Consider the following 26385-nt stretch of genomic DNA (forward strand, 5'->3'; position numbering starts at 1 on the left):
CGGCCACCCGAGGGCGGCCGGGGCTTCGGCGTCGTGTCAGTTCTGCACGGAGAGCATCCAGTACTGCTTCTCGAGCCCGGCAGTGATCTCGATGAAGAGATCCTGGGTCACAAGATCGGCCTCCTCCGTGGCGGCGATGCGCTCACGGAACCGATGGATCACCTGGCCGAGGAGGTCGGTGAAGGCCGCGATCACCTTGTCGTCCTGCAGATAGCCGGCTTCGAGCTGAGGGATCCGCGTGGACTGGGCGATCGTGCTCGCCCGGCCGTCCGGGTTCACGCCGATCGCGACCGCGCGCTCGGCCACCGAATCCGCGTGCTCGCGGGCGAACTCCACGATCTCGTCCAACTGCAGGTGCAGTGATCTGAAGTTCCGTCCGGTGATGTTCCAGTGCGCCTGCTTGGCGGTCAGCGCCATGTCGAGAAGGTCGACGAGGGACGCCTGGAGGGCCTTGCCGACCGCCGTCCGAGCTTCCTCTCTCAGAGGACTCTTGACCGTGGACATCGGAGGCTCCTTCCGCACGTTGAAGGTACATCCCATTCAACCGAGAGAGCCCAACCGGAATTCCACCGCGGCAACGATCAGGCAGCCACCATGTCGCCGCGGAAAGCGTCGCCCGCGATCTCTTCCGGTGTGGCCGGGATGCTCTCCGCAGAGATCCTCTCGGCATCGATGGCGGCCTCGTCCAGCCGCTCGTGGGTCATAGGCGCGCCCGCCATGACCGGCTCGTGCTGCAGCTCGGCGAGCGACAGCAGGTCCGACACCTCTCGGAGCACGTGTGACAGCGGCACGCCGAGTGCCTTGCAGATCGACGCGAGCAGTTCCGAAGACGCCTCTTTCTGCCCCCGCTCGACCTCGGAAAGATAGCCAAGGGAGACCCTGGCGGCCGCCGAAACCTCTCGGAGGGTGCGACCCTGGCGCAGCCGCAGCTGCCGCAGTACGTCACCAAGCAGCTGGCGAAGCAGGACCATCGTCTCGCTCCCTCCCCATAATCCGGACCCTCTAACGGTTCCACCGTACCCGCCTTCTTGGCAGGCATGGCAGACCGAAGATTTCATGTTCGCTCCGAACGTAACGCTGTAATCAGGTCGTTTCTTCCCGATCTCCCCGGCGGCCGCTCCATTCGTGCGTCGCAGCGGCTCCGAGGATCTGCCGTCGCAGCAGGTCAAGGGCATGAACAACGGTCATTCGGCGGATCAGGGGCCGCTCTCGCCCGTCGCTCCCGCGCACGGGCAGGACCGGTGACTCCACCGTTGACGTGCCGCCGGGTCCGGCCACGGCCACGTGAATCGTTCCCACGGGCCGCCCGTCCTGAGGGGTGGGGCCGGCCACGCCGGTCACCGCGAGGCCGTACGAGGCGCCCAGGCGCTCGCGCACGCCGGACGCCATGGCCAGGGCCACCTCGGGATCCACGGCGCCCTGACGGTCGAGCAGCTCACGGGGCACGCCCAGCAGCGATTCCTTCAGCTCGGTGGCGTAGGCGACGATCCCGCCCGCGAACGTCGCGGACGACCCTGCCATGAGAGTGAGCTCGGCGCCGAGCAGGCCACCGGTCAACGACTCCGCGACGGCCACGTTGGCGGAACGTTCGGCCAGTAGCCTGTGCACCACCCGGTCGAGCGTGTCGTCCTCCGCGCCGTAGACCGCGGTGCCCAGCAGATCGCGGATGAGCTCCTCGGCCTCGCCGAGCAGCACCTGCGCGTCCGGGCCGCTCGCGGTGATCCGGATCTTGACTTCGGCCGGGTCGGGCAGGTAGGCGAGCCGTACGCCGTCGAGCGCCTCGACCGGCGCGAGCCTGGTCGCGAGCACCGATTCCCACACGCCGGCGGTACGCAGCGTCCGCCGCACGGGCACGTCCCCGGTCACCCGGCCCCGCAGTTCCGGCAGGACCAGGTCGGTCATGATCGCATGCATCTCGTGGGGAACACCGGGCAGCGCGTACGCCACGCCGCCGGGCAGTTCCATCCGCAGACCCGGCGCGCTGCCGACCGGATTGGCGAGCAGCGTCGCCCCCTCGGGAACCTCGGCCATGCGCAGGGCCATAGGCCTGAGCGGCCGGCCGGAGGCGACCGCGCGCTCGCGCAGCCGCTGCTCCAGTGCGGGATCGCTGAGCAGCCGCACGCCGGCCGCCTTGGCCAGAGCGTCCCGCGTCAGATCGTCGTAGGTCGGGCCCAGCCCGCCGGTGATGATGACGGCGTCGGCGCGGCTCAGCGCGTCCTGCGTGGCTTCGATGACGGGGTCGAAGCCATCGCCGACGACGACACTGCGCGTGACCTCGACGCCGATCGCGGCGAGCCGCTGTCCGAGCCATGCGGCGTTGCCGTTGACCGTGTCACCGAGCAGCAGTTCGTCCCCGACCGTGAGCAGTTCGACCCGCATGGCTCAGGAACCTACAAGGCGGCGCAGGGCGGTGCCGCACCGCCTGGCGTAGACGCGCTGGAGGACGGGCACCAGCGAACCGCCGACGCGCATGGGCCGGCGGGCCGGCCGGCTGAACGACAGCACGGTGAGCCACACGTCGTCCATGTCGTCGCGCTCGACGATGAAGCCCTCCTCGCCGTGGGCGAAATGCCCGGGCAAGGTGCCGTAACCGAGCCCGGCACGCCGGTCGCCCTCCTCGGCCCAGACCACCTGGGCGGGAGCGCCGAACCGCAGCGGGCCCTGGCCGATCGCGCAGTCGACGTGCACACCGGGTTTCGCCCGTGGAGCGGACGCGACGATCTTCACCCCGGCCGCGCGGTGCATCCACCACTCGAGCACGGCGTCCGACGCGGCCGCCATCGCCGTCGGCCCGGTGCCGACGAGCGTGCGGTGCCGCAGATGCCGGTAGCCCTCCGGGAGCGGGCCGGACCGGGTGGCCTCGACCTCGTCGTAAGTCAGGTTCACCGGGTCGCCTCACCGCGCAGACGCCAGGCTCGGACGAGGTAGTCCAGACCGGTCACGACCGTGACGAGGAGGGCCGCCGCCATCAAGGTCCATCGAAGCGGCTCGATCGGCCCCGGCACGATGAACAGCGTGATCGCGATCACCTGCAGCATCGTCTTGAGCTTTCCGCCCTTGCTCGCGGGGATCACTCCGTACCTGATCACGACGAACCGCAGCAGCGTGATGCCGACCTCGCGGACCAGGATGACCACCGTCACCCACCACCACAGTTCCCCGAGGACCGACAGGCCGATCAGGGCCGAGCCGGTCAGCGCCTTGTCGGCGATCGGATCGGCGATCTTGCCGAAGTCGGTGACGAGGTTGCGCCTACGAGCCAGTTCCCCGTCCACCCAGTCGGTGGCCGAGGCGACGCAGAACACCACCAGCGCCGCGAGCCGGGCGGAGGTACCGCCCGCGAACAGGAGCCAGGTGAACACCGGGACGAGCGCCAGCCGCACCATCGTGAGCAGGTTCGCGACGTTGTAGACGCTCACCCGGTGAGCCTGCCGAGGGACCTCGTCCCGCCCGGCGACCTCACCCGGCCGCGCGATCTCGCCCTGCTGCTCCGGAGGCAGGGCGACGTCTTCCGGCCCGGTCATCTCCGACTCGCGGTCTCCAAGGCGTCGGCGGCGAGGTCAACGCCCTCGGCAGCCGTTACGCGCGCGGGGACGATGTCGCCGACGGCCGGATCGCCGCCCATGAGGATCACCGTGCCGTCGACCTCGGGAGCCTGGTGCGCCGCCCGACCCTCGTACCGGACCCGGCCGTCCCCTTGCTCCGGGCCCTCGTCCAGGCGTTCCTCCACGAGGACCGCCACGATCGAGTCGATCCGGTCCTCGGCGCGCTGGGCGGTCAGCTGCTCGGCGAGTTCGGCCACTTCGGCCAGCCGCCGGGCGACCTCGTCGTCCCCGAGCTTGCCGTCGTGGCCGGCCGCCTCGGTGCCGTCCTCGTCGGAGTAGCCGAAGACGCCGATCGCGTCGAGCCGCGCCGCGGACAGGAACTCGGTGAGCTCGGCGAGATCATCCTCGGTCTCACCCGGGAAGCCGACGATGAAGTTGGACCGCACGCCCGCCTCGGGGGCGAGCCCTCTGATCTGGTCGAGCAGCTGCAAGAACCGCACCCGATCGCCGAACCGGCGCATCCGGCGCAGCACCGGGCCGCTCGCGTGCTGGAAGGACAGATCGAAGTACGGCACCACACCCGGCGTTGAGCACAGCACCTCGATGAGGCCGGGCCTCAGCTCCGCGGGCTGGAGGTAACTGAGCCGCACCCGGGAAATCCCCTCCACGGCGGCGAGCTCCGGCAGCAAGGCCTCGAGGGCCCTCAGATCCCCCAGGTCCTTGCCGTACGACGTGGAGTTCTCGCTCACCAGGACGAGCTCGCACACGCCGTGACCGGCCAGCCAGCGGGCCTCTTCGAGGATCTCCGCCGGCGGGCGGGAGACGTAGGCTCCGCGGAACGCCGGGATCGCACAGAACGTGCACCGCCGGTCGCAGCCGGAGGCCAGCTTGAGCGGTGCGACCGGGCCGCCGCCGAGCCGTCGCCGCAGCACCCTGGGCCCGGAGGCCGGCGCGACCCCGTCGGGCAGGTCCGGCAGATCCGGCGCCGTACCGTGGCCGGGAATGTGCGTCTTCGCGGACGCGCGCTCCACGGGTGTCAGCGGCAGGAGGGTACGGCGGTCGCGCGGCTGGTGCGCCTCATGGCGCCGGCCCGCGAGTACGTCGTCGAGCCGCTCCCCGATCCGGCCGTAGTCGTCGAAGCTCAGGACGGCGTCGGCCTCGGGCAGCGCCTGGGCCAGCTCCGCCCCGTACCGCTCGGCGAGGCAGCCCGCGGCGACGACCTTGGCGCCCGAGTCCCGAGCGGCGAGCAACGTGTCGATGGAGTCCTTCTTGGCCGCGTCGATGAAGCCGCAGGTGTTCACGACGACCACGCCGGCGTCATCGGCGTCGTCGACGAGACTCCAGCCGGCACCCTCGAGCCTGGCCGCGAGTTCCTCGGAGTCCACCTCGTTGCGGGCGCAGCCCAGAGTGACCAGCGAGACGGAACGGTCGGCGGCACTCATGCGCGGCACCCCTTCCGCACCGGCCACGCGACCGGAGACGATGCGAGCGAGGCCGTGGGCACCGCGGGAGATGTGGACATGCCCCTTACGGTAACGGGCCCGGCCACCCTCGCCGGACAACGGTTCCTACGCCTGCCGCGGATCTCCCGGGCCGAAACTCAGCCTGAGCACCTCTCCGGAGGCCCCCGGCGCCCCGATGTCCCTGCCGTTGACGGTGAGTTTCACCCCGCCGCCGTTGCCGATGAGGATGCGAATCCGCTTCGAGGTGCTCCACTCCATGACGTCGCCGCGCCGCATGATGCCGGTGTAGATCTCTTTTCCGCCGGCGTCGCGGACGTTGAGCCAGCTGGCGCGCCTGGCCTTCACCTTGAGCTCGACCTGCTTGCGCGGGGCAGCCGGCAGCGCACGGCCACCGGGCCCCGGCGAGGGGGACGGCCGGGCCGCCGGGCCGGCGGGCGGACGGGCCGTGCGAGTCTGGCCACCGTCGCCGCTGAACACGCGGACGAGCCCGTAGATCAGTACGAAGACGAGGGCGACGGCCATCGCGGCGGTCCAGTTCGGTGCCCGCCGCTCCCGGATCTGCACCGGGATCTCGGGCTCGAAGGCCGTGACGGCCGAGAGCGCCTCGGGTGAGCCGTGCGCGGCGTCGAACTCGCGCACGAGCGGCTCAGGGTCGATGCCGATGACCTGCGAGATGCTGCGGATGTGGCCGCGCGCGTAGAAGTTCCCGCCGCACATCGTGAAGTCGTTGCGCTCGATGCCCTTGATCACGGTTTCCCGGATCCGGGTCTGACTGCTCACCTGAGTGACGGTGAGACCGGCCTCCCTGCGCTGCTCCGCCAAGGTCTCGCCGATCCTCACGCTGAGCCTCCCGGGAAAAATTGGGCCGGCACTCCCCCTGCGCCGTGCGTCCTTGCGATCCCCACTCCCGCGGCCCAGTCTAGGAACGCGGGCACCCGTTAAGCGATACGCAACGCGGCACGAAACTCCCTAGTTTTCGACCGCCCGGTAACCACGGTCTCACTCTCCGCCCCTGAGCTGGGCGATCACTTCGGGTAGATCGTCCGGCTTCGCCATGACATCTCTGGCCTTGGAGCCTTCGCTCGGCCCCACGATTCCCCGGCTCTCCATGAGGTCCATCAGCCGGCCCGCCTTGGCGAATCCCACGCGCAGCTTGCGCTGGAGCATCGACGTCGACCCGAACTGCGTGGTCACGACGAGTTCGACGGCCTGGGTCAGCAGATCGAGGTCATCGCCGATGTCCTCGTCGATGTCCTTCTTCTGCGCCGCGACCTCGGCGACGTCCTCGCGGTAGGCCGGCTCCATCTGCTTGCGGCAGTGGCCGACGATGGCCTCGATCTCCTTCTCGGACACGAAGGCGTTCTGCAGCCGCATCGGCTTGCTGGCCCCCATGGGCAGGAAGAGCGCGTCACCCTGCCCGACCAGCTTCTCGGCGCCGGGCTGGTCAAGGATGACCCGGCTGTCGGCCAGCGACGACGTGGCGAACGCCAGGCGGGACGGCACGTTGGCCTTGATGAGGCCTGTCACGACGTCGACGCTGGGCCGCTGGGTGGCGAGAACGAGGTGGATGCCGGCGGCCCGCGCCAGCTGGGTGATCCGGACGACCGAGTCCTCGACGTCGCGGGGGGCGACCATCATCAGGTCCGCGAGCTCGTCGACGATTACCAGCAGGTAGGGATAGGGCTGGTAGACGCGCTCGCTGCCGGGCGGGGCCGTGAGCCGGCCCGCCCGCACGGCCTTGTTGAAGTCGTCGATGTGCCGGAAACCCGAGGCGGCCAGATCGTCGTAGCGCCGGTCCATCTCGCCGACCACCCACTGCAGGGCCTCGGCGGCCTTCTTGGGGTTGGTGATGATCGGGGTGATGAGATGCGGGATCCCCGCGTAGGACGTGAGCTCGACCCGCTTGGGGTCCACCAGGACCATGCGCACCTCGTCCGGCGTCGAGCGCATGAGGACCGAGGTGATCAGCCCGTTGATGCAGGTCGACTTGCCGGCGCCGGTGGCGCCCGCGATGAGCATGTGCGGCATCTTGGCGAGGTTGGCCACGACGGTGCGGCCCTCGACGTCCTTGCCCAGGCCGACCAGCATCGGATGGTGCTCGTTGGTGGCGGCGGGCGAGCGCAGGACGTCGCCGAGGCTCACGATGTCCTTGTCGACGTTCGGGATCTCCACGCCGATCGCGGACTTGCCGGGGATCGGGGAGATGATCCGTACGTCGGCGCTCTTCACCGAGAGGGCGATGTTCCTGGTGAGCGCGGTGACCTTCTCGACCTTCACGGCCGGGCCCAGCTCGATCTCGTAACGCGTGATCGTCGGGCCACGGGTGAACCCGGTGACCTGGGCGTCGACGTCGAACTGGTCGAGCACGCCGGTGAGCGCGCTGACCACGACGTCATTGGCCTTGGTGCGCGGCTTGACCACCGAGCCGGGACGCAGTACCCCCGGAGCCGGCAGCTCGTAGATCTCGCCCGAGGACGACAACGGCAGCTGCTCGGTGCGCCGGGGCGCCGGTGAGGGGTCGGGCGGCGCGGGCGCCGGCTCGGGGTCCATGAGCTCGTCCATCAGATCCGGGACGGGACCGGGCTCGTGGTCCGCGCCCTGGTCGGGCCCGAGATCGGGGACGAGGACGGGCTTGCCGGGCGGCGCGGGGGGGCGCTTGTCCGCGACGACGGGGCTGTCGTAGGGCTTCTTGTGCTCGCCGATCTCGACGTCGCCGGGCTTGCGCTGCCTGGACCCGGACCGGCCGCCCTTGCCGGTTTCGCCGGCCTCGTCGGCGGCGCCGGGCCGGTCCCGGAGCATGATCATGTCCACCAGCCGGCCGAGCCGCTCGGGGATGCGGTGCACGGGCGTGGCGGTGACGACGAGGAGCCCGAACGCCGCGACCAGCACCAGCAGCGGCACCGCCACCCAGCCGCCGAGCAGGCTCTCGGGCGGTGCCGAGACCAGCCATCCGACCACGCCGCCGGCGCGGCGCACCGGCCCCATGCCCCGGTCGGGGTACGGCGTGCCCGCGCCGAGGTGGGTGAGGCCGAGGACGCCGAGGAGCAGGGCGCTGCCGCCGATCGCCATGCGGCCGGTGTCCTCGTTGCGCTCGGGGTGGCGCAGCAACCGCCACGCGAGCAGCGCGACGAGCACGGGGAGCAGCATGGCGAACGCGCCGAAGCCGCCACGCACGACGCGCTCGAGGGCGATGGTGACGGTGCCCTCGGGCCGCCACCACGTGACCGACGCGAGCACGATGGAGGCGCCGAGCAGCGTGAGGCCGGCCCCGTCGCGCCGGTGCTCCGGCTTCAGGTCGCGCGCACCCTGCCCGTACGCCCGGAAGACCGAGCCGACGGTGTGCGCGATGAGCAGCCAGAGCCTGGCGATGAGCCGGAACAGACCGAAGATGACCTGGGCGATCGGGTCGGGCTTCTGCGGCTTGCGGGCCTTGGCGGCCTTGGCGGCGCCACCGCCGGCCTTGGCCCGGGCCGTCGCGGGCTTGCGCGCCGGCGTGCCCGTGGATCTGCTGCCCGTCGGCTTGCGGGACGCGCCTCCGCGCGCGCCGGAAGAGTCCTTCGCTCCGCCCGACGCACGTGTGGCCATGATGGTGAGACTAGCCAGGAGCACCACGGGTTCCGCGGTGGCCGCACGGCGTGTCGCCGCTTATCCCCCGCGATCACCCAATCCCCGCGAATCACAGCCGCCGCTCAGCGCCACCGCGCAGCACCACCGTTCGCGATCACCGTCCCGTCGCGCTGACGACCGCGTGACCACCCTTTCGACCAGGATGATCACGCGGTCGCCGGCGCCGGTACGACGGCAGATCGGGACCGGTGCGCAGGTCAGACCTCGACGACGACCGGGATGATCATGGGGCGGCGGCGGTAGGAGTCACTGACCCACTTGCCGACCGCGCGCCGGACCATCTGGCCGAGCTGGTGCACGTCGCTCACCCCGTTGGCGGCGGCCTCCTGCAGGACGCCCTCGATCCGGGCGATCACCTCGTCGAAGCCCTCCTCATCGATGCCCGAGCCGCGAGCGTGGATCTCCGGCCCGGCCACGACCTTGCCCGTCGTCGAGTCGAGCGCGACGACGATCGAGACGAAGCCCTCCTCGCCGAGGATCCGGCGGTCCTTCAGCGACGTCTCGGTGATCTCACCGACCGAGGAGCCGTCGACGTAGACGTAGCCCGCCGGGACGGCGCCGACGATCTTGGCCTGCCCGTCGAGGAGGTCGACCACGACGCCGTCCTCGGCGATCACGATGTTCTCGGTGGGCACCCCGGTCAGTTCGGCCAGCCGAGCGTGAGCCCGCAGATGCCGCCATTCGCCGTGGATGGGGATGAAGTTGCCCGGCTTGGTGAGGTTGAGCACGTAGAGGAGCTCTCCGGCGGGCGCGTGCCCCGACACGTGCACGAGGGCGTTGCCCTTGTGCACGACCCGGGCGCCCCACCGGGTGAGTCCGTTGATCACCCGGTTGACGGCGTGCTCGTTGCCGGGGATCAGCGACGACGCCAGGACGACGGTGTCGCCCTCGGTGATGCGGATCTGGTGGTCGCGGTTGGCCATCCGCGACAGCGCCGACATCGGCTCGCCCTGCGAGCCCGTGCAGATCAGCACGATCTTCTCGGGGGGCAGGTCGTCGATCTGCTTCTGCTCGACCATGAGCCCGGCGGGAACGCGCAGATAGCCGAGGTCGCGGGCGACCCCCATGTTGCGCACCATCGAGCGGCCGACCATGCAGACCTTGCGGCCGTTGGCGTGCGCGGCGTCCAGGACCTGCTGGACACGGTGGACGTGCGAGGCGAAGCAGGCGAGGATCACCCTCTTCTCCGCCGTCCGCACCACGTCGTCGATCACCGTGCCGATGTCGCGCTCGCTCGTGACGAAGCCGGGGACCTCGGCGTTGGTCGAGTCCGACATCAGCAGGTCGATGCCCTCGGCCCCGAGCCGGGCGAACCCGCCGAGGTCGGTGAGCCGGCCGTCCAGCGGGAGCTGGTCCATCTTGAAGTCGCCGGTGCCGAGGACCAGGCCCGCGGGCGTGCGGATGGCGACCGCCAGGGCGTCCGGGATCGAGTGGTTGACGGCGAGGAACTCGCAGTCGAAGGGCCCGACGGTGTGGCGCTCACCCTCGACGACCTGCCGCAGGACCGGCCTGATCCGGTGCTCGGTCAGCTTGGCCTCGATCAGGGCGAGGGTGAGCCGCGAACCGACGAGCGGAATGTCGGGCCGCTCACGCAGGAGGTACGGCACCGCGCCGATGTGGTCCTCGTGCGCGTGGGTCAGGACGACCGCCTCGATGTCGTCGAGCCGGTCCCTGATGTACTCGAAGTCGGGCAGGATCAGGTCCACGCCCGGCTGTTCCTCCTCGGGGAAGAGCACACCGCAGTCGACGATCAGCAGCCGTCCGCCGAACTCGAAGACCGTCATGTTCCGGCCGATCTCCCCGAGACCGCCGAGCCCTACGATCCGCAGACCGTTCGGCGAAAGGGGCGGTGGGCTGCCGAGCTCTGGGTGAGGATGACTCACGCGCTCACCTCACTCCGCAGCTCGACTCCGCGCGGGCCGGCCGCACGGTCGCTGGCTTCCTTGTTCGGCGCGCTCACGAACTGTCCTCCGGCACTTTGACTCCCCCAATCACTAGATCTTCACGCAGTCGCGCCGCGAACTCAGGCGTGGCCTCCACGAGCGGCGGGCGCAGCGGCCCGCCGGGCCGGCCAAGCAGGTTCAGCGCCGCCTTGACAGCGATGGCGCCCTGCGTACGGGTCATGATGGCGGTGACGACGGGCAGCAGCCGTCGATGAATGGCGATGGCGCGGCCCACATCACCGGCACGATATGCGTCGATCATCTCATGAAGGTCGGCACCGACGACATGCCCGACCACACTGATCATCCCTGCGGCGCCCATCGACAGCCAGGCCAGGTTGAGGGCGTCGTCACCCGAGTAGAAGACCAGGTCGGTGCGGGCCATGACCTGGGAGCCGCCGAACAGATCGCCCTTGGCGTCCTTGACGGCGACGATCCGGGGGTGTTCGGCCAGCCGGACCAGGGTCTCGGTCTCGATGGGGACCCCGGTACGGCCGGGAATGTCGTAGAGCACGTTCGGCAGCCCGGTGGCGTCGGCGACCGCGGTGAAGTGCCGCAGCAGCCCCTCCTGCGGCGGCTTGTTGTAGTAGGGCGCCACGACCAGCAGGCCGTGTGCGCCGGCGCGTTCGGCCTGCCGGGCCAGCTCGACGCTGTGCGCGGTGTCGTTGGTGCCCGCCCCGGCGATCACCGTGGCGCGGTCGCCCACCGCCGAGACGACGGTCTCGATCAGCTGTCGTTTCTCGGCGTCGCTCGTCGTCGGCGACTCTCCCGTGGTGCCGCTGAGGACGAGGCCGTCGTGGCGCTGCTCGTCGACCAGATGGGCCGCGAGGCGCTCGGCCCCGTCATAGTCGACGGCGCCGTCCACGGTCATCGGAGTGACCATCGCGGTCAGCATCCGGCCGAACGGCGCGTCGCTCGTTGTGCTGGGTCCCATGAACCGAACGGTACCGGTCCCGCCGCTTGACGGGGACCTCGGGCACCGGGTCTCGTCCGCCCCACCTGATCTTCGCGGACAGGGAAAGACGCCGCCGGCGATCACGCTCGGGGGTACGCACCACCGGCGGCGTCTACTCCGTTATCGTCACAGGCAAATCCCGCGTTACGGGCATAATTGCGGGGACTTTTCCCGGGGGTCTCCCCCGCGGTCCCCTACTGGGCTAGCCGAGATCCTCCCGGCGGTGCTGTGCGGCGGCGAGTTCCCTGAGCCTGGCGCGCAGTTCCTCGACGTTCACGGTCCGTACGAGCTCGTTGCCGCGAACCGCCCACCAGTTCCCGGAACCGCCACGCCCGATCCGCCAGCCGGCGAATTCGGTCGTCAGCTCCGTGAGCCGGTGAGTCACCTGCTGCGCAGTGTGCTCCATACTCATCGACCTCGCTCCCCACAGGCCCTTGGAAGGGCTGCGACTACCGCGTCACGACCCGATGTTTACCCGTCTGCCACCCTGATGCAACAAGGCATCTGACCTGGGGGAACAAGGGAATCGGAACGTTACAACGGGGGTGGCGAAGCAGCCAAATTGTCCTTACCTATGCGAACTGTTCTCGCATGGTCGGTCACACACGGCTATTCATTCAGCCAATCCGCCTGGTAACGGGCCCAATCGGCGGTGCTGGTCGTCCACTCCGCGTAGACGCCGACGCCGTACGGTTTGGCCGGCGGGCGGTCCAGGGCGTCGACCCCGCGCCGCACTCCTCTGAGCGCGCCGTCGAGGTCCTCGGCCCAGTCCATGAGCGGACGGTAGGTCGGCACGCCCATGAAGACGGTGACCCGGTCGCCGATCAGCCGCAGTGTGCGCTCGGTGTGCCAGGCGAAGTGCCGGCCCACCAGCGACCTGGTGGGCAGCGACACGTCATAGGTCATGATCGCCACTTGGTCGACCCGGTCGGCGACCCTGCGCAGGAACGCCTCGGTGGGACGGGGCGGGTAGTGGACGGCGCCGTTGCGCGGGATCAGCGCCCGGTAAACGGGCTCGACCGCGTCGACGAGGGTGAGCTGCTCCAGCGCGACCGACAGCACCCGCCCGCGTTCACGGGTGAGCGCCCGGGTGTCATCGAGCAGCCGGACGAACGCCTCGTCGTCGGGATAGATCGGCTCGATGTCGTAGTGGATGCCGTCGAAGCCGAGGTCGAGCATGGCCCGGTCGGTATCGAGGATGTTCCGCCGGACCTCCGGCCGGTCGATGTCGAGGAGTCCGTAATCGTCCATCACCCTGATCTGCCCGAGGTAGGCCTGGGAGCGCACGCCGGGAGCGAGCCTGCGCATCGCCTCGATGAGGTCGCGCGCGTTGGCGTACTTGGCGGGCGGTACGGTGCCGTCGGGCTCGAACGGGCCGGCGTGGAAGTACACATCCGTGATCCGGTTCCGGCGCACGATGTCGGCGAGGGCACGGTACTCCGCCTCGGTGTGCGTTTCACCGACCCACTGGTGGCGGGCCCACAGCGCGTTCGCCTCGGTGCCGCCGGAGACGGGCTCATGCTGCCACCACACCCACGTGTGCGCGAGAAAGATCGCCACCAGGCCCACGACGTACGCGCACGCCCAGGCCGTCACGCCCAGCAGGCGCAGCGGCCACCCGCGCCGCCGGCGCGCCGTGTCCCGTCCCCGTGCGTTCCCCTTAGCGGCGTCGTCCTCGCCGTCCCGCACGTGGCCCCCGCTGTCGATTCCCATATGCGCACATACCGTACGCCCCACGGCGTCGAGTCCGCGGTCGCGCGGGCGAAGGCTGCCGCCGGCGAGCAGGACGTGCAGGTCGTCGGTGGTGCCGATGGGGTGAAGTGAGAGCGCGGGCAGGCCGTCGGCGCCTACGGCGTCAGGACGGACCAGAACAACGGCATGTCAGCCGGCACTCCCACTCCCTGACCCGGGGCCTCAGAACACCGGGATGATGTCCTCGGGGTCGATGACGTCGACCTTGACGCCGTCGATGTCGAGTTCGGGAATGGCCGGGAACTCGATGCCCCACCGCTCGACGATCGTCCGGACTCGCGCCATGGCGACCTGCCAGTTCTCCGCCTGCTCGTCGAACGACAGCACGCCGAGGCCGGCCTCGCGGGCGTGGCTCATCAGCACGCGGTGGTTGGCCATGAAGTAGGGCGGCAGATCCCAGAAGCCCTCAGGGGGCTCCCAGAGGATCATCGACAGGAAGACGAAGCCCGCCCTGAGCTGCCTGGTGATCTGGGACTTGACGTCCTCGGTGAGCCCGGGCCACTCGTTCTCCAGGATGGTCATGCAGATCTGCAGGTGCCGCGACTCGTCCCGCCCGATCCGCTGGAACATCTCCTGGAACACGGGGTGCCGCGCGCCCGAGGCCATGCCGCGGAACAGCGTCGAGGCGGCCATCTCGCCCATCATGAAACTCGTGAAGAGCACAGCGAGGGAGTACTTCCCGAGCGAGTTGGAGTACCCGTTCCAGTAGCGCCCGCCATTGTGATAGAGCCAGCCGATGTTGTTGTGGGCCGCCTTCTCGAGCGTCGTGACGGGTTCCCAGTCGAGCGGACCGCCGGGCCACAGTTTCGCGATGGTGCGCTGGCAGCACTCCTCGTGGTTCATCTCGTCGCGGGTGATCGAGAAGAAGCACTTGCGGACCGGATCCTCTTCGTGCTGCTCGAACGCGTGGATCGTGGCCCGGGCGAAGACCGCCGGGCCCGACGCGTCGAAGTTGGCGAGCACCGAGAACCAGTACATGATCCCGAGCCGCTGTTCGACCGTGAAGTCGTCCGGGTCTATGCCGTCCCAGGGCAGGTCGGAGGGGTTCCACACCATCCGCTTGGACTTCTCGTAGATCGCGGCGAGCTTCTCCGTCTCGACCCGCCACTCCATCGGATAGATGTTCGGCCGCGGGATCTCGGGAGCGGGCCAGAACCCACCCTCAGGGACGGTCAGCCTGTCGTCCACGTGCTGCTCCTGTCCGTTCTCCTCCGCGTACGGCTCCTGGCCCGGCACGACGATGTGACACCTCAGCACCTATCGTGCGCTCTGGCGTCACATCCCGCAAGGGCGGCGCGGATCTCGCTCGCTGGGTCCAGGCCACGCAGACGAGCACCGCGATCGCGGCGAGCCAGGTGCCGGCGTCGACGTGCTCGCCGAGCAGCATCGCCGACCACGCGAGGGTGAGCACCGGCTGCGCAAGCTGGACCTGGCTGGCCCGGGCGATGCCGGCCCGCGCCAGCCCCGCGTACCACGCGAAGAAACCGAGGAACATCGAGACGAGCGAGACGTAGCCGAAGCCGACCAGCGCCCTGCCGGTCCACTGCGGAGAGCCGGCGAGCAGCAGCCATCCGGTGGCCGGAAGGGTCACGGGCCCGGTGAGCACGAGCGCCCAGCAGATGACCCGCCAGCCCGGCATGTCCCGGGCCAGGCGGCCCCCCTCGGCATAGCCCATGGCCCCGGCCAGCAGGGCGCCGAACAACAGGAGGTCGGCCGGGGAGAAGCCGCCGGCGCCGTGACTCAGCCCGAACAGGCTGACGCAGAGCGCACCGGCCGCCGTCGCCGCCCAGAAGGCCGGTGACGGGCGTTCACCCGCGCGAATCGTCGCGAGCACCGCGGTGGCCGCCGGCAGCAGACCGATGATCACTGCGGCGTGCGAGGAGGACGCGCCGTGATCGAGGGCCAGCGTGGACAGCAGCGGGAAGCCGAAGACGACACCGAGACCGACGGCCGCCAGCGCCGGCCACTGGTCCCGGCGGGGACGCGCAGCACGCGCGATCCCGAGCGCGACGGCGGCGAACAGCGTCGCGACCGCCGCCCGCCCGACGCCGATGAGGTACGGGTCGAGCCCGTCGAGGGCCAGGACCGTACCGGGAAAGCTGAACGAGAAGGCGAGCACGCCGAGCCCGGCGAGGCCAAGCCCCGCGCCCCGGCGTGGGAGCGCTATCGATCGACCGGCAGTAGCGCTACTATCAATCCTCATGCAGGAGGATAGCAGTATCGCCTCTCTTGCCGGTCGGCTGCGCAGCCAGATCACGGGCCTGCGGCCGGGCGAGCGGCTGCCGTCCAGCCGCGAGTTGATGGAGCGGCACCGGGTCAGCCCGGTCACTGTGTCGCGTGCGCTCGGCCTGCTCGCCGCCGAAGGCCTGGTCGTCACTCGTCCGGGCAGTGGCACCTACGTCGCCGACCGCGCGCCGGCGGCGGCCGGTCCGGCACCGGACTTCGACTGGCAGTCGGTGGCCCTCGGCGACCGCGCGGTCGACGTGAGCGGCGTCCGGGCCCTGTTGACCCCGGCTCCTGAGGGCACCGTGCCGCTGAGCGGCGGTTACCTGCACCCGTCGCTGCAACCGCTGCGGGCCCTCGCCACGGCGGCGGCGCGCGCGGCACGGCGCCCGGACGCCTGGGGACGCCCCCCGCTCGGCGGGGTGCCCGGACTGCGGGCGTGGTTCGCCCGGAGCATCGGCGGCGGCATCTCGCCGTCCGACGTGCTGATCAGCGGCGGCGGCCAGGACGCCCTGACGACCGTTCTGCGGGCCCTGCTGCCGCCGGGCGCGCCGCTGCTCGTCGAGTCGCCCACCTATCTGGGCGCGCTCGCCGCGGCGCGCGCCGCCGGGCTGCATCCGGTACCGGTCCCGATGGACGGCGACGGCGTCCGGCCCGGCCTGCTCGCCGAGACCTTCGCCATGACCGGGTCGCGGGTGTTCTACTGCCAGCCGACGTTCCACAACCCGACCGGCGCGGTGTTGCCGGCCGAGCGCCGCGAGCAGGTGCTCGCCGTGGCCCGCGCCGCCGGCGCTTTCGTGATCGAGGACGACTTCGCCCGCCACCTGGCGATCGATCCGGCGCCCGCCCCGCTGATCGCGCGGGACCAGGACGGCCGAGTCGTGCACGTCGCCTCGCTCACCAAGGGCACCGCGCCGAGCCTGCGGATCGCGGCGGTGGTCGCACGTGGCCCGGTGGCCGAGCGGATCCGCGGCACGCAGATGGTCGACGCCTTCTTCCCGGCCCGGCCGCTCCAGGAGACGGCGCTGGAACTGCTGACCTCACCGGGCTGGCCACGCCACCTCAAGCTCGTACGCGACGCGCTGCGCCGCAGGCGCGACGCGCTGCTCGCCGCGCTCGCCCGCGAACTGCCGGACACACCGGTCAACCGGCCGGCCGGCGGAGCGCACCTGTGGGCCGGGTTGCCGGCCGGAGTCGACGACGTCGCACTGACCGAGGCGGCCCTGCGCGCCGGCGTGCTGGTGAGCGCGGGCCGGCCGTTCTATCCCGCCGAGCCGCCGGGTCCGCGCCTGCGGATCACCTACAGCGCGGCCGCCGGCGAGGACGAGCTCGCCGAGGGCGTACGTAGGCTCGCTCAGGCGTTGGCGAAGATCGTGTAGTGGCTCACCACGAGCTCGCGGTCCACCAGGAACCGGTCGTCCTCGGGATAGAACACCGCTCTCTGCGGGTCCTCGCCCGCGAACTCCCGGACGGCGTCCCAGGAGTCCCAGAACGACACCAGACAGAACTCGGTGTCGTCCCCCAGGTCGCGGCGGGTCAGGCGCACTCCGCGGTTGCCCTCGACGGCGAGGTAGCCGACCAGCCCGGTCGCGCGCAGGTACGTCTCGTAGGCGTCGGCGTCCGACCGCCGGGTCCGGCCGCGCCAGATCCGCATGAGGCTCGCTGTCATGATCACACCTGTTTCCCGCGTCCATGCTTCACACGCACACCCAGCAACACCGGCTTAGAGACTATGCCGGTGTCGTTGGTCATGCAACCGGTCAAGACTCTATGCTGGTGTTGATTTCGGAGGGATGATGACCGACGCCGCTCTGCTGCTGCGGGACTTCGTCAACACCGTCGATCTCGAGCGCGAGGTGGACGAGTTCGCCACCCCCGCCGGGCTCACCGGCTGGCTGGCGGAGCGCGGGTTGCTGGCCGACGCCGCCCCGCAGGGCACCAGCGCCGACCCGCGGCCCGCCACCGCCGAGGCCGTGGCCGACGCGGACGATCTCGCCGTCGCGATCGCCCTGCGCAAGGGCCTGCGCGCGGCGATGCTCGCACACCACGGCGGCGACGCCCCGGCCCTCCCGCCCGAGCTGCCGGGTTCACTGGCCCGCCTGCCCCTCCATGTGTCGCTGACCGGCTCCCGGCCCGCCCTGGTCCCCGCCTTGGACGGCGTGGCGGCCGGTCTGGGCCGGATCGCCGCCGCCATCGTCGACAGCGCGGCAGAGGGCACCTGGCAACGGCTGAAGGCCTGCCAGGAGGACACGTGCCGGTGGGCGTTCCTGGACACCTCGAAGAACCGGTCGCGGGCATGGTGCTCGATGCGGGTGTGCGGCAACCGCACCAAAACCCGCGCCTACCGGGCCCGCAGGCGCTCCGACCCGGCCGGCGACCTCTAACCTGGGGCTGACCCCGACGAGAGGATCCCGCACGACATGGCCGACGTGGGCGTACGCCCTGCCCGTCGCGAAGACGCCGCCGATATCGCGCTCGTCCAGGTACGGGCGTGGCTGGCGGGCTATCAGGAGATCCTGCCGACGGCAACGCTGGCGGAGGTGACCGGCCCCGAGGCGCTGGAGATGTGGCGGGAACGTTGGGCAGAGGCCGCCACCGCGCCGCCCAGCCCACGCCACCGGCTGCTCGTCTCCGTCGAGAAGGGCGAGGTGACGGGCTTCGCCGCACACGCCCCCGCCGAGGACCCCGACCACGACCCCGCGACGACCGCCGAGGTGCTCACCCTGCTCGTCGATCCGGAACGCGGCCGGTCCGGCCACGGCAGCCGGCTGCTCGCCGCCACGGTCGACATGTTGCGCGAAGACGGCTTCACCACTCTCGTGACCTGGGTCTTCGAGGCCAACGAGTCGCTGCGCGGGTTCTTCGTCTCGGCCGGCTGGGCCCCTGACGGCGCGATGCGCATCCTCGACATGGGGGCTCCCGTGCCCATGATCCGCATGCACACGGACATCAGCGAGGAGTGACGGGGCGGGCCGGTGAGGGGTGTTCGTGACCCACCGTTATGTTTGAGCCCTACTCACCGAGAGCCCCGATCGCTGCCGCCAGGATGTCCATGTCACCCCCTTCCACCGCCTTCCCGCTCGGCGCGGCCGACTCCGGCGACCGACGCGGACGCTGGCTCGGCACAGTGATCATCAGCCTCGGTGTGTCCCTGATCGTCATCGACGCGACGATCGTCAACGTCCTGATGCCGCGAATCGTGGCGGAACTGCGCCTCGAGACCACCGACGCCGAGTGGATCACCTCGATCTACTCGCTGACGTTCGCCGCGCTCCTCATCCCGTTCGGCCGGGCCGGGGATCTGTTCGGGCGGCGGCGGATGTTCATCGCGGGCACGGTGGTCTTCGTGCTCGCGAGCCTGCTCGTGGCCACCGCCGGCTCGGGGTCGGCGATCGTCGGCGCCCGAGCGCTCCAGGGCGTCGGCGGCGCCATGATCATGCCGGCCACGCTGTCGACCGTGAACTCGATGTTCACCGGCCGGGACCGCGCCGTCGCCTTCGGCATCTGGGGTTCGCTGATCGGCGGAATGGCCGCGCTCGGCCCGTTGCTCGGCGGATGGCTCGCGAGTTCGTTCGGCTGGCGCTGGGCCTTCGCCGTCAACCTGCCGATCGGCCTGCTGCTCGTGATCGGCGCGCTCAGGTTCGTGCCGGAGACCCGGGTCGCCTCGGCCCGGCGCGGCATCGACTGGACCGGCGGGGTGCTCGCGGCCCTCGGCCTCGGCGCGCTGGTATGCGGGCTGATCGAGGGGCAGTCGTACGGCTGGTGGCTCCCGACCCGTTCCTTCACCATGGGACCGGTGGAGTGGCCGCTGACCGGCCTGTCCCCGATTCCCGTGGTCCTGGCCCTGGGCGTCGTCCTGATCGCGGCACTGATCACCCTCGAGCGGATGCGCGCCCGTTCCGGGCGCCCGGTCATGCTCGACCTGGAGCTGTTCCGCATCGCCGGCTTCCGCCGAGGCAACGCCGTCTCGGCACTCATCAGCTGTGGCGAGCTCGGGCTGCTGTTCGTACTGCCCCTGTTCCTGCAGAACGTGCACGACGACTCTCCGCTGCAGATCAGCGTGGCGATCGTCCCGCTCGCCGTGGGGGCGCTGTTCGCCGGGCCCTTCGCGGGGCGGCTGGCGAACCGCCACGGCGCGCCGTGGGTCGTACGGCTCGGCGTGGCGCTGGAGGTCGCCGCCGTGCTCGCGATCGCCGTCACCCTCCACGCCGACACGAGCGGACTGCGGCTGGCGCCCTGGATGCTGATGTACGGCGTCGGGCTCGGCCTCACCTCCGCGCAGCTCACCAACGTCTCGCTGGCCGACGTGCCACGCGCCCACTCCGGGCAGGCGTCGGGCACGCAGTCCGCCGCCCGGCAGATCGGCTCCGCGCTGGGCATCGCGATCATCGGGACGGTGTTCGCCACCAGCCTGAGCCACGCGATGCTCGATCGGCTGCACGACACCTCCGTACCCGAGGCACGACACGCGGCGCTCGCCCAGCAGTTGCGCAGCAGCGCGGGGACCTCCGCCCGCGACCTGCGCCGCCGGCCCGGTGAGGAGGTCGCCGCACGCGCGGCGGCGGACAGCCTGGCCGACGCCACCCGGCGCGGCGCCCTCGCCACGGCGGCGGTTCTCGGCGTGGGGTTGCTGATGACGCTGCGGCTCGGCCGGTCCGGTGTACGGGCACCGGTCCGGCATCCGCGAGAATCCTCGCTATGACCCTGTCTCGGAACGGAAGGTAACCGGTGGCCAGCCTCGCACAGTGGATCGCCGGCTCCCGGCCCCGCACTCTGCCCGCCTCCCTCGTGCCGGTGGTCGTCGGCACCGGCGTCGCGTTCGGGCAGGGCGATGCCGTGTGGTGGCGCGCGGCGGTTGCCGCATTCGTCGCGCTCGCTCTGCAGATCGGCGTCAACTACGCCAACGACTACAGCGACGGGGTGCGCGGCACCGACGAGGACCGGGTCGGCCCGCTCCGGCTGGTCGGCTCCCGCGTCGCCGCGCCGGGGCACGTGCTGGCCGCCGCCCTCGGCTGCTTCGCCGCCGCCGCCGTGGCCGGGCTGGCGCTCGCCGCCGTCACCACCTGGTGGCTTCTGCTCGTCGGCGCCGCCGCGATCCTGGCGGCCTGGTTCTACACCGGCGGCTCCCGGCCGTACGGCTACCGCGCCCTCGGCGAGGTCTCGGTGTTCGTGTTCTTCGGCCTGGTCGCGGTCGTCGGCACCGCGTACGTACAGATCGAGGGCGTGCCGTGGCAGGCCTGGGCGGCCGCCGTGCCCGTCGGGCTGCTCGCCTGCGGGCTGCTGGTGGCCAACAACCTGCGGGACATCCCCACCGACGAGGTCTCGGGTAAGCGCACCCTCGCCGTCGTGCTGGGCGACCACCGGACCCGGCTGCTCTACGCCGCCTGCACCGCACTGCCCTTCACCGTCGTGCTGGCCCTGGCCGCGCCGCACCCGTGGGCCCTCATCGCGCTGCTGGCGGCGCCGCTGTCGGTTCCGCCCACGCAGCGCGTGCTGGGCGGCGCCAAGGGACCCGAGCTGATCGCCGTCCTCGGCGAGACCGGTCGCCTGCAGATCGCCTTCGGCGCGCTACTCGCCATCGGCCTGGCCATCTGACGTCCCTTCGCGACACCAGGCGACAGCGCTCCCCGCCCCGATCACCCACCACGCCCGGCGGCACCCGCACACGACAGAGGACCCTCTGGCGTGATCATGCACTTATGCGTCAGGAATCACACCTTGCCTTGCTTCGAGGAGCCGCGTCTTCCGCGGCCTCGGACGGTTCGCGACGGAGCTTGCGCGGCAGCGCGTTCGGCGCGCGACCACGACCACGACCACGCGAGCGATCGCGACGCGACGCATGCGCCCGCGCGGGCCGCATCGGGCAGTGGGCTCCGGGCCGCATCGGGCAGTGGGCTCGGGGCCGCGCTAAGGACCGGGCGGTGACGAGGCGTTGCACAACTGTGATCTCAGCGCTCTGGTCGACGACCCTACCTGAAAGTAACTTACTCGCAGGTAATTCAGCGGTGTGACCCAGAGCACACAGGCGCGCGCTGCCCACCCTTCTCCCCCCAGGAGGGACCTTGCCCCGCGTCCGAAGCCTCCGCTCCCTTCCCCTCGCCCTCGCCGCCATCCTGATCTTCAGCCTCCTGCTCGCCCCGCCCGCCCGCGCCGACGCGATCGCCGACGCCAAGGCACTGGCCGCTCCCGGCGTACCGGGTGCCAACGACTGGTCCTGCCGGCCCCGCGCCGCCCACCCGCGCCCGGTGGTGCTCGTGCACGGCACGTTCGCCAACGGCTCGGTGAACTGGCCGGTTGCCGCGCCCGCCCTCGCCTCGCGTGGCCACTGTGTCTTCGCCCTGACCTACGGCGCGGTTCCCGGCGTACCGGTCCTGCGTGCCATCGCTCCGGTGGCCGACTCGGCCGCGCAACTGGCCACGTTCGTCAACGGCGTCCTGGCCGCCACCGGGGCCTCCGAGGTGAACATCGTGGGGCATTCACAGGGCGGCATGATGCCCCGCTACTACGTGAAGTTCCTCGGCGGCGCCGCCAAGGTGCACACGCTCGTCGGCCTCGCCCCGTCCAACCACGGCACCACGCTCAGCGGTCTCGCGACGCTCGCGGCGGCGTGGCCCGGCGCGCTGGACATCGTCGCCGGCGCCTGCCCGGCCTGCGCCGACCAGGTCGTCGGGTCGCCGCTGCTCACCAGGCTCAACGCGGGCGGCGACACGGTGGCGGGCGTCGACTACACGGTCATCGCCACCAGGTACGACGGGATCGTCACGCCGTACCGCTCGCAGTTCCTCAGCGGACCGAACGTGCGCAACGTGACCCTGCAGGATCTCTGCGCTTTCGACCTCTCCGAGCACGCCCTCATCGCGTTCGACCGCATAGCGCTGCACGAGGTGCTCAACACCCTCGATCCGGCGAACGCCATCCCGACGAACTGCTTCTCTCACGTCTAGCCGAGATGATCAAGGATCGCGGCACCTCGCGCCACCGCGATCCTTGATCATTTCGATCGTCCTCAGTGCCTCAGCGCGTCACCGACCCGGCTGTGCGGAATCGGCTACGTGCGGTCACCGTCGCCCCAGGGTCAGTGGGACGATCGGCGACGGCGTCTCGCGGTGCCGAAGACGCCGCGGGTGATCTCCCTGCCGAGGGTGCTCGCCATCGAGCGGGCGAACGACCTGACCGCCTGCGAGCCGAGCACCTGCCCGATGACATCCGGCTCAGGACGGGGCGCGGTGCGCGGACCCCGGCGCGGCTCGGCGGGGGCCCGCTCGGGAGCGGCCTCGGCGGCGGCCTGGCCCACCCTGACGGTGAGCATCTCGTACGCCGACTCCCGGTCGACCGGCTGGGCGTATTTCGCGTGCAGCGGCGACGACTCGACCGTCCGCCGCACCAACGCCGGGTCAGAGGGGGCCATCAGGCTCTGCGGGCACTGTAACCGTGTCCACGCGACCGGCGTCGGCACGCCCTTGTCGGATAGGACGGTCACCACCGCCTCGCCGATGCCGAGCCCGGTGAGCACCTCTTCCAGGTGGTAACACGACTTCGGGAACGTCGAGACCGTGGCCTTCAACGCCTTGGCGTCGTCCGGCGTGAACGCCCGCAGTGCGTGCTGCACCCGGCTGCCGAGCTGGGCGAGCACGTCCGCGGGCACGTCCTTCGGCGTCTGAGTGACGAAGAAGACGCCCACTCCCTTCGACCGGATGAGCCGCACGGTCTGCGTGATCGACTGCAGGAACGTCTTCGACGCGCCGGTGAAGAGCAGATGGGCCTCGTCGAAGAAGAACACGAGCCTGGGCTTGTCCGGATCACCGACCTCGGGCAGGTCCTCGAACAGCTCGGCCAGCAACCACATGAGAAACGTCGAGAACATGTGCGGGCGGTCCTGCAGCGAGGGCAGTTCCAGGCACGAGATGACCCCGCGGCCGTCCGGAGCCGTGCGCAGCAGGTCGGCGGGGTCGAACGCGGGCTCACCGAAGAACCTGTCGGCACCCTGCCCTTCGAGGGTCAGCAGACCGCGCAGCAGGACTCCCGCCGTCTGCTTCGACAACCCGCCCAGCGCGGCGAGCGCCTCCTTGCCCTGGTCGCCGGTCAGGTGCTCGATGACCGCGCGAAGGTCCTTCAGGTCGAGCAGCGGCAGACCGTTCCTGTCGGCGAACATGAAGACCAGGCCGAGCGAGGATTCCTGGGTGGCGTTCAGCTCGAGCACCTTGGCGAGCAGTGTGGGGCCGAACGAGGTGATGGTCGCGCGCACCGGGATTCCCGTTCCCTCTCCGCCGAGGGCGTAGAACTCGACCGGGTAGGCGGTCGGCCGCCACGTCTGGCCGATCGCCGACGTGCGGCCGGCGATCCTGTCTGCCGGCTCCCCCGCCGTGGCGAGACCGGAGAGGTCGCCCTTGACGTCGGCCAGGAAAACCGGCACTCCCTGCGCCGACACCTGCTCGGCCATGCTCTGGAGGGTCTTGGTCTTCCCGGTGCCGGTGGCGCCCGCTACAAGCCCATGCCGGTTGAGCATGCCGAGCGGAACGCGGACCTGGGCGGCCGCCACAGGTTCGCCGTCCACGACGAGGGCACCGAAATCCACCGTCGGTCCATCGAACGCGTATTCGGCTGTGACACTGGAAACGATGTTGCCCGTTGCGGCCATGAGGCTCCCCCGATCACTCTGACCAGGACATTCCCCAGCCTTTCGGGCTTACGCCTCACCTTCCCCCGGATCCCGCGCCACCGGCCGGAAGGCGTGACGCGGACGCGACGGTCCCGTCCGTCACGGCACCACGCCGGCTACGTCGGCAGCGACCAGTCGATCTCGGCCAGACCGACGTCGGTGAGAGCCTTGTTGACGGCGCTGAACGGGCGGGTGCCGAAGAACTTCTTGGCGCTCAGCGGGCTCGGGTGGGCGGACTCGATCACCAGGTGGTGCGGTGCGGTGATGAGCCGTGCCTTCTTGCGGGCGTAGGCGCCCCACAGCACGAACACCACCCGGCTGTCCTTGGCGTTGAGCGCCTCGATCGCGGCGTCGGTGAACTCCTCCCAGCCCTTTCCGGCGTGCGCGCCCGCCTCTCCCTCGCGTACGGTCAGCACCGCGTTGAGCAGCAGCACGCCCTGGTCGGCCCACGGGGTCAGGTCGCCGCTGGAGGACGCCGGCACGCCAAGGTCGGCCTCGAGCTCCTTGAAGATGTTGCGCAGCGACGGCGGCTTGCGCACGCCCTCGCGGACACTGAAGCTGAGCCCGTGCGCCTGACCCGCCCCGTGATAGGGGTCCTGACCGAGGATCAGCACCCGGGCGGCGTCGTAGGAGCAGTGCCGGAACGCGTTGAACAGGTCCTCGCGGGGCGGGAACACGGTCCGCGTGTCGTACTCCCCCGCGACGAAGGTGCCGAGCGTCGCGGTCGCGAGTGGGTCGAGCAGCGGGTCGAGCCGTGCTCGCCAGTCGTCGGGCAGCAACTCCAGCAGATCGAGGGACATCTCACGGCCTCCGCGGCAAGGTTCGGTGGTGTTCGGTTCGGGGGGTTGGTTCAGGTGGTTCGTACGCGTACGCACTGAACAGCACGCACCTTAGTGCCCGGCTCCGACAGACCGTGCGGACAACCGCGAGATCACGCGCGCGGACGGCGCATCGCCACTGTGGACCTGTCAACGCCCGGCGGTATGCGATGACACTGCCGAATGCCAGGATTAGTGGCCATAAGATCTTGCATATGCCTACATATTCCGTCGGTAGGGTCGCACAGTTGCTCGGCGTCAGTCCCGACACCGTGCGGCGATGGGCGGACGCGGGGCGGCTCCCCACTCACCGCGACGAGCACGGTCACCGCGTCGTCGAAGGTCGTGACCTCGCCGCCTTCACCGTGCGCCTCGGCCAGGACACCGCCGGACCCGAGACGACGCACCTCACCTCGGCACGCAACACCTTTCCGGGCATCGTCACCCGGGTGGTCAAGGACGGGATCATCGCACAGGTCGAGATCCAGGCGGGACCGCACCGGGTGGTGTCCCTGCTCACCTCCGAGGCGGTGGACGAGCTCGGGCTCAGCGAGGGAGTCGAGGCCGTCGCGCGCGTCAAGAGCACCAGCGTCACCGTGGAGCTGCCGTGAGACGCCTCACGGCGAGCCTGGCGGTCGTGCTGCTCGTCGCGACCGGCTGTGGCGGCGCGTCCGGTCCCACGACCCTCACCGTGCTGGCCGCCTCGTCACTGACCGATGTCTTTCCGGAGCTCGCCCGGGCCTACCAGTCCTCACACGAGAACGTGGAGCTGCACTTCACCTTCAGCGGCTCCCAGGAACTCGCCGAGCAGGTGAAGGAGAACACGCCGGCCGACGTCCTCGCCACCGCGGACACCACGACCATGGACGAGCTCGCGGAGTACGTCGACCGGTCGAGCCGACGGGTCATCGCCTACACGTCGCTCACCATCGCCGTCGCCCCCGGGAACCCGCGCCGGATCCGCGAGCTGGCCGACCTGGCCCGGCCCGGTCTACGTGTCGTGCTGGCCGCGCAGGGCGTGCCTGCGGGACGGTACTCCCGGCAGGCCCTCGCCAAGGCCGGCGTCACCGTCCGTCCCGTGTCCGCGGAGATCGACGTGCGCTCCGTGCTCACCCGGGTGCGGACCGGCGAGGCGGACGCCGGGGTCGTCTACCTCACCGACCTGAGATCGGCCGGCCGGGCCGCCAGCAGCGTACCCATTCCGGCCGCGCATAACGTCACGGCCGCCTACCCGGTGTCGGTCGTCGACGACACCGACCACGAGGACGCCTCGGCCGCCTTCGTTACCTGGCTCGGCTCGGCCGCAGCCAAGTCCGTGCTCAACGAGCACGGGTTCACCACTCCCTGAACCCGGCGTGCAACCGGTGCGACCGCCCGCGCGTACGACCCTCTCGGCCGCG

General features: G+C 70.8%; 25 protein-coding genes. 8 read left to right on the forward strand and 17 right to left on the reverse strand.

The genetic code is table 11. The features are described 5' to 3' along the window. Positions 1–36: 36 nt before the first annotated feature. The 14 genes from HKK74_RS00865 to HKK74_RS00930 all read right to left on the reverse strand — a co-directional run bounded on the left by HKK74_RS00865 (position 37) and on the right by HKK74_RS00930 (position 15488). On the reverse strand, positions 37–504 hold the full coding sequence (locus HKK74_RS00865) for a Dps family protein (RefSeq protein ID WP_187240976.1): 468 nt from the start codon (positions 502–504) through the stop codon (positions 37–39). Positions 505–581: 77 nt separating this feature from the next. Next, complete coding sequence (locus tag HKK74_RS00870; RefSeq protein WP_187240977.1) at positions 582–971, reverse strand: helix-turn-helix domain-containing protein; 390 nt, start codon at positions 969–971, stop codon at positions 582–584. Between the two features lie 112 nt (positions 972–1083). Continuing rightward, positions 1084–2379, reverse strand: a complete 1296-nt coding sequence (locus tag HKK74_RS00875; protein ID WP_187240978.1) for a CinA family nicotinamide mononucleotide deamidase-related protein — start codon at positions 2377–2379, stop codon at positions 1084–1086. A gap of 3 nt (positions 2380–2382) precedes the next feature. Then, complete coding sequence (locus HKK74_RS00880; protein ID WP_187240979.1) at positions 2383–2886, reverse strand: DUF1990 domain-containing protein; 504 nt, start codon at positions 2884–2886, stop codon at positions 2383–2385. Then, on the reverse strand, positions 2883–3524 hold the full coding sequence (pgsA, locus tag HKK74_RS00885) for a CDP-diacylglycerol--glycerol-3-phosphate 3-phosphatidyltransferase (RefSeq protein WP_187240980.1): 642 nt from the start codon (positions 3522–3524) through the stop codon (positions 2883–2885). The genes HKK74_RS00880 and pgsA overlap by 4 nt, the downstream gene beginning before the upstream one ends. Beyond that, positions 3521–4987, reverse strand: a complete 1467-nt coding sequence (rimO, locus tag HKK74_RS00890) for a 30S ribosomal protein S12 methylthiotransferase RimO (protein ID WP_187240981.1) — start codon at positions 4985–4987, stop codon at positions 3521–3523. The genes pgsA and rimO overlap by 4 nt, the downstream gene beginning before the upstream one ends. 126 nt (positions 4988–5113) lie before the next feature. After that, complete coding sequence (locus HKK74_RS00895) at positions 5114–5848, reverse strand: helix-turn-helix domain-containing protein (protein WP_187240982.1); 735 nt, start codon at positions 5846–5848, stop codon at positions 5114–5116. 159 nt (positions 5849–6007) lie between these two features. Next, positions 6008–8593, reverse strand: coding sequence for an FtsK/SpoIIIE family DNA translocase (locus tag HKK74_RS00900; protein ID WP_187240983.1), 2586 nt, complete (start codon positions 8591–8593; stop codon positions 6008–6010). Positions 8594–8832: 239 nt separating this feature from the next. Further along, positions 8833–10518, reverse strand: coding sequence for a ribonuclease J (locus HKK74_RS00905; protein ID WP_187240984.1), 1686 nt, complete (start codon positions 10516–10518; stop codon positions 8833–8835). A gap of 73 nt (positions 10519–10591) precedes the next feature. Next, positions 10592–11512 carry a 4-hydroxy-tetrahydrodipicolinate synthase gene (dapA, locus tag HKK74_RS00910; protein ID WP_187240985.1) on the reverse strand — a complete coding sequence of 307 codons (921 nt, stop codon included), beginning with the start codon at positions 11510–11512 and terminating at the stop codon, positions 10592–10594. A gap of 223 nt (positions 11513–11735) precedes the next feature. Continuing rightward, positions 11736–11945, reverse strand: a complete 210-nt coding sequence (locus HKK74_RS00915) for a hypothetical protein (RefSeq protein ID WP_187240986.1) — start codon at positions 11943–11945, stop codon at positions 11736–11738. Positions 11946–12142: 197 nt separating this feature from the next. Further along, positions 12143–13246 carry a glycoside hydrolase family 18 protein gene (locus tag HKK74_RS00920; RefSeq protein ID WP_246491100.1) on the reverse strand — a complete coding sequence of 368 codons (1104 nt, stop codon included), beginning with the start codon at positions 13244–13246 and terminating at the stop codon, positions 12143–12145. A 201-nt stretch (positions 13247–13447) separates the two neighbouring features. Continuing rightward, entirely contained in the window at positions 13448–14473 is a 1026-nt protein-coding gene (locus tag HKK74_RS00925) for a hypothetical protein (protein ID WP_187240987.1), read from the reverse strand. After that, the gene (locus HKK74_RS00930) at positions 14448–15488 is read right to left on the reverse strand and encodes a DMT family transporter (protein WP_187240988.1); all 1041 of its coding nucleotides are present in this window, start codon (positions 15486–15488) and stop codon (positions 14448–14450) included. The genes HKK74_RS00925 and HKK74_RS00930 overlap by 26 nt, the downstream gene beginning before the upstream one ends. Here HKK74_RS00930 and HKK74_RS00935 point away from each other — a divergent pair. Beyond that, positions 15487–16887, forward strand: coding sequence for an aminotransferase-like domain-containing protein (locus HKK74_RS00935; protein WP_187240989.1), 1401 nt, complete (start codon positions 15487–15489; stop codon positions 16885–16887). The genes HKK74_RS00930 and HKK74_RS00935 overlap by 2 nt on opposite strands. On the opposite strand, the gene HKK74_RS00940 is transcribed toward HKK74_RS00935, so the two are convergent. After that, positions 16863–17177, reverse strand: coding sequence for an antibiotic biosynthesis monooxygenase (locus tag HKK74_RS00940; protein ID WP_187240990.1), 315 nt, complete (start codon positions 17175–17177; stop codon positions 16863–16865). The genes HKK74_RS00935 and HKK74_RS00940 overlap by 25 nt on opposite strands. Positions 17178–17304: 127 nt before the next feature. Between HKK74_RS00940 and HKK74_RS00945 the strand changes: the two genes are divergently transcribed. The 5 genes from HKK74_RS00945 to HKK74_RS00965 all read left to right on the forward strand — a co-directional run bounded on the left by HKK74_RS00945 (position 17305) and on the right by HKK74_RS00965 (position 22452). Beyond that, on the forward strand, positions 17305–17892 hold the full coding sequence (locus HKK74_RS00945; protein WP_187240991.1) for a CGNR zinc finger domain-containing protein: 588 nt from the start codon (positions 17305–17307) through the stop codon (positions 17890–17892). Positions 17893–17928: 36 nt separating this feature from the next. Continuing rightward, a complete protein-coding gene (locus tag HKK74_RS00950) occupies positions 17929–18471 on the forward strand; it encodes a GNAT family N-acetyltransferase (protein ID WP_187240992.1) in 543 nt (180 codons plus the stop codon). An 89-nt stretch (positions 18472–18560) separates the two neighbouring features. Beyond that, complete coding sequence (locus tag HKK74_RS00955; RefSeq protein WP_187240993.1) at positions 18561–20210, forward strand: MFS transporter; 1650 nt, start codon at positions 18561–18563, stop codon at positions 20208–20210. A 26-nt stretch (positions 20211–20236) separates the two neighbouring features. Continuing rightward, complete coding sequence (locus tag HKK74_RS00960; RefSeq protein WP_187240994.1) at positions 20237–21103, forward strand: 1,4-dihydroxy-2-naphthoate polyprenyltransferase; 867 nt, start codon at positions 20237–20239, stop codon at positions 21101–21103. Positions 21104–21570: 467 nt separating this feature from the next. After that, positions 21571–22452, forward strand: a complete 882-nt coding sequence (locus HKK74_RS00965; RefSeq protein ID WP_187240995.1) for an esterase/lipase family protein — start codon at positions 21571–21573, stop codon at positions 22450–22452. A gap of 131 nt (positions 22453–22583) precedes the next feature. On the opposite strand, the gene HKK74_RS00970 is transcribed toward HKK74_RS00965, so the two are convergent. Next, on the reverse strand, positions 22584–24146 hold the full coding sequence (locus HKK74_RS00970; protein WP_187240996.1) for a helicase HerA-like domain-containing protein: 1563 nt from the start codon (positions 24144–24146) through the stop codon (positions 22584–22586). Positions 24147–24283: 137 nt separating this feature from the next. Further along, positions 24284–24967: a uracil-DNA glycosylase gene (locus HKK74_RS00975; RefSeq protein WP_187240997.1), complete on the reverse strand. Its 684-nt coding sequence runs from the start codon at positions 24965–24967 to the stop codon at positions 24284–24286. Positions 24968–25200: 233 nt separating this feature from the next. Here HKK74_RS00975 and HKK74_RS00980 point away from each other — a divergent pair, with 233 nt between their 5' ends. Both HKK74_RS00980 and modA read left to right on the forward strand, forming a co-directional pair. Beyond that, positions 25201–25596, forward strand: coding sequence for a TOBE domain-containing protein (locus HKK74_RS00980; RefSeq protein ID WP_187240998.1), 396 nt, complete (start codon positions 25201–25203; stop codon positions 25594–25596). Then, positions 25593–26333: a molybdate ABC transporter substrate-binding protein gene (modA, locus tag HKK74_RS00985; protein WP_187240999.1), complete on the forward strand. Its 741-nt coding sequence runs from the start codon at positions 25593–25595 to the stop codon at positions 26331–26333. Before HKK74_RS00980 ends, modA begins: the two co-directional genes overlap by 4 nt. Positions 26334–26385 lie beyond the last annotated feature (52 nt).

This window comes from Actinomadura alba, from assembly GCF_014323705.1.
GTDB classification, from domain to species: domain Bacteria; phylum Actinomycetota; class Actinomycetes; order Streptosporangiales; family Streptosporangiaceae; genus Actinomadura_C; species Actinomadura_C alba.

Excerpts from the sequence above, each read along its gene's own strand:
- HKK74_RS00865 (WP_187240976.1), bottom strand. The coding sequence starts at position 504 with ATGTCCACGGTCAAGAGTCCTCTGAGAGAGGAAGCTCGGACGGCGGTC.
- HKK74_RS00870 (WP_187240977.1), bottom strand. The coding sequence starts at position 971 with ATGGTCCTGCTTCGCCAGCTGCTTGGTGACGTACTGCGGCAGCTGCGG.
- HKK74_RS00875 (WP_187240978.1), bottom strand. The coding sequence starts at position 2,379 with ATGCGGGTCGAACTGCTCACGGTCGGGGACGAACTGCTGCTCGGTGAC.
- pgsA (WP_187240980.1), bottom strand. The coding sequence starts at position 3,524 with ATGACCGGGCCGGAAGACGTCGCCCTGCCTCCGGAGCAGCAGGGCGAG.
- rimO (WP_187240981.1), bottom strand. The coding sequence starts at position 4,987 with ATGAGTGCCGCCGACCGTTCCGTCTCGCTGGTCACTCTGGGCTGCGCC.
- HKK74_RS00900 (WP_187240983.1), bottom strand. The coding sequence starts at position 8,593 with ATGGCCACACGTGCGTCGGGCGGAGCGAAGGACTCTTCCGGCGCGCGC.
- dapA (WP_187240985.1), bottom strand. The coding sequence starts at position 11,512 with ATGGGACCCAGCACAACGAGCGACGCGCCGTTCGGCCGGATGCTGACC.
- HKK74_RS00915 (WP_187240986.1), bottom strand. The coding sequence starts at position 11,945 with ATGAGTATGGAGCACACTGCGCAGCAGGTGACTCACCGGCTCACGGAG.
- HKK74_RS00920 (WP_246491100.1), bottom strand. The coding sequence starts at position 13,246 with ATGGGAATCGACAGCGGGGGCCACGTGCGGGACGGCGAGGACGACGCC.
- HKK74_RS00935 (WP_187240989.1), top strand. The coding sequence starts at position 15,487 with ATGCAGGAGGATAGCAGTATCGCCTCTCTTGCCGGTCGGCTGCGCAGC.
- HKK74_RS00930 (WP_187240988.1), bottom strand. The coding sequence starts at position 15,488 with ATGAGGATTGATAGTAGCGCTACTGCCGGTCGATCGATAGCGCTCCCA.
- HKK74_RS00940 (WP_187240990.1), bottom strand. The coding sequence starts at position 17,177 with ATGACAGCGAGCCTCATGCGGATCTGGCGCGGCCGGACCCGGCGGTCG.
- HKK74_RS00945 (WP_187240991.1), top strand. The coding sequence starts at position 17,305 with ATGACCGACGCCGCTCTGCTGCTGCGGGACTTCGTCAACACCGTCGAT.
- HKK74_RS00950 (WP_187240992.1), top strand. The coding sequence starts at position 17,929 with ATGGCCGACGTGGGCGTACGCCCTGCCCGTCGCGAAGACGCCGCCGAT.
- HKK74_RS00955 (WP_187240993.1), top strand. The coding sequence starts at position 18,561 with ATGTCACCCCCTTCCACCGCCTTCCCGCTCGGCGCGGCCGACTCCGGC.
- HKK74_RS00970 (WP_187240996.1), bottom strand. The coding sequence starts at position 24,146 with ATGGCCGCAACGGGCAACATCGTTTCCAGTGTCACAGCCGAATACGCG.
- HKK74_RS00975 (WP_187240997.1), bottom strand. The coding sequence starts at position 24,967 with ATGTCCCTCGATCTGCTGGAGTTGCTGCCCGACGACTGGCGAGCACGG.
- HKK74_RS00980 (WP_187240998.1), top strand. The coding sequence starts at position 25,201 with ATGCCTACATATTCCGTCGGTAGGGTCGCACAGTTGCTCGGCGTCAGT.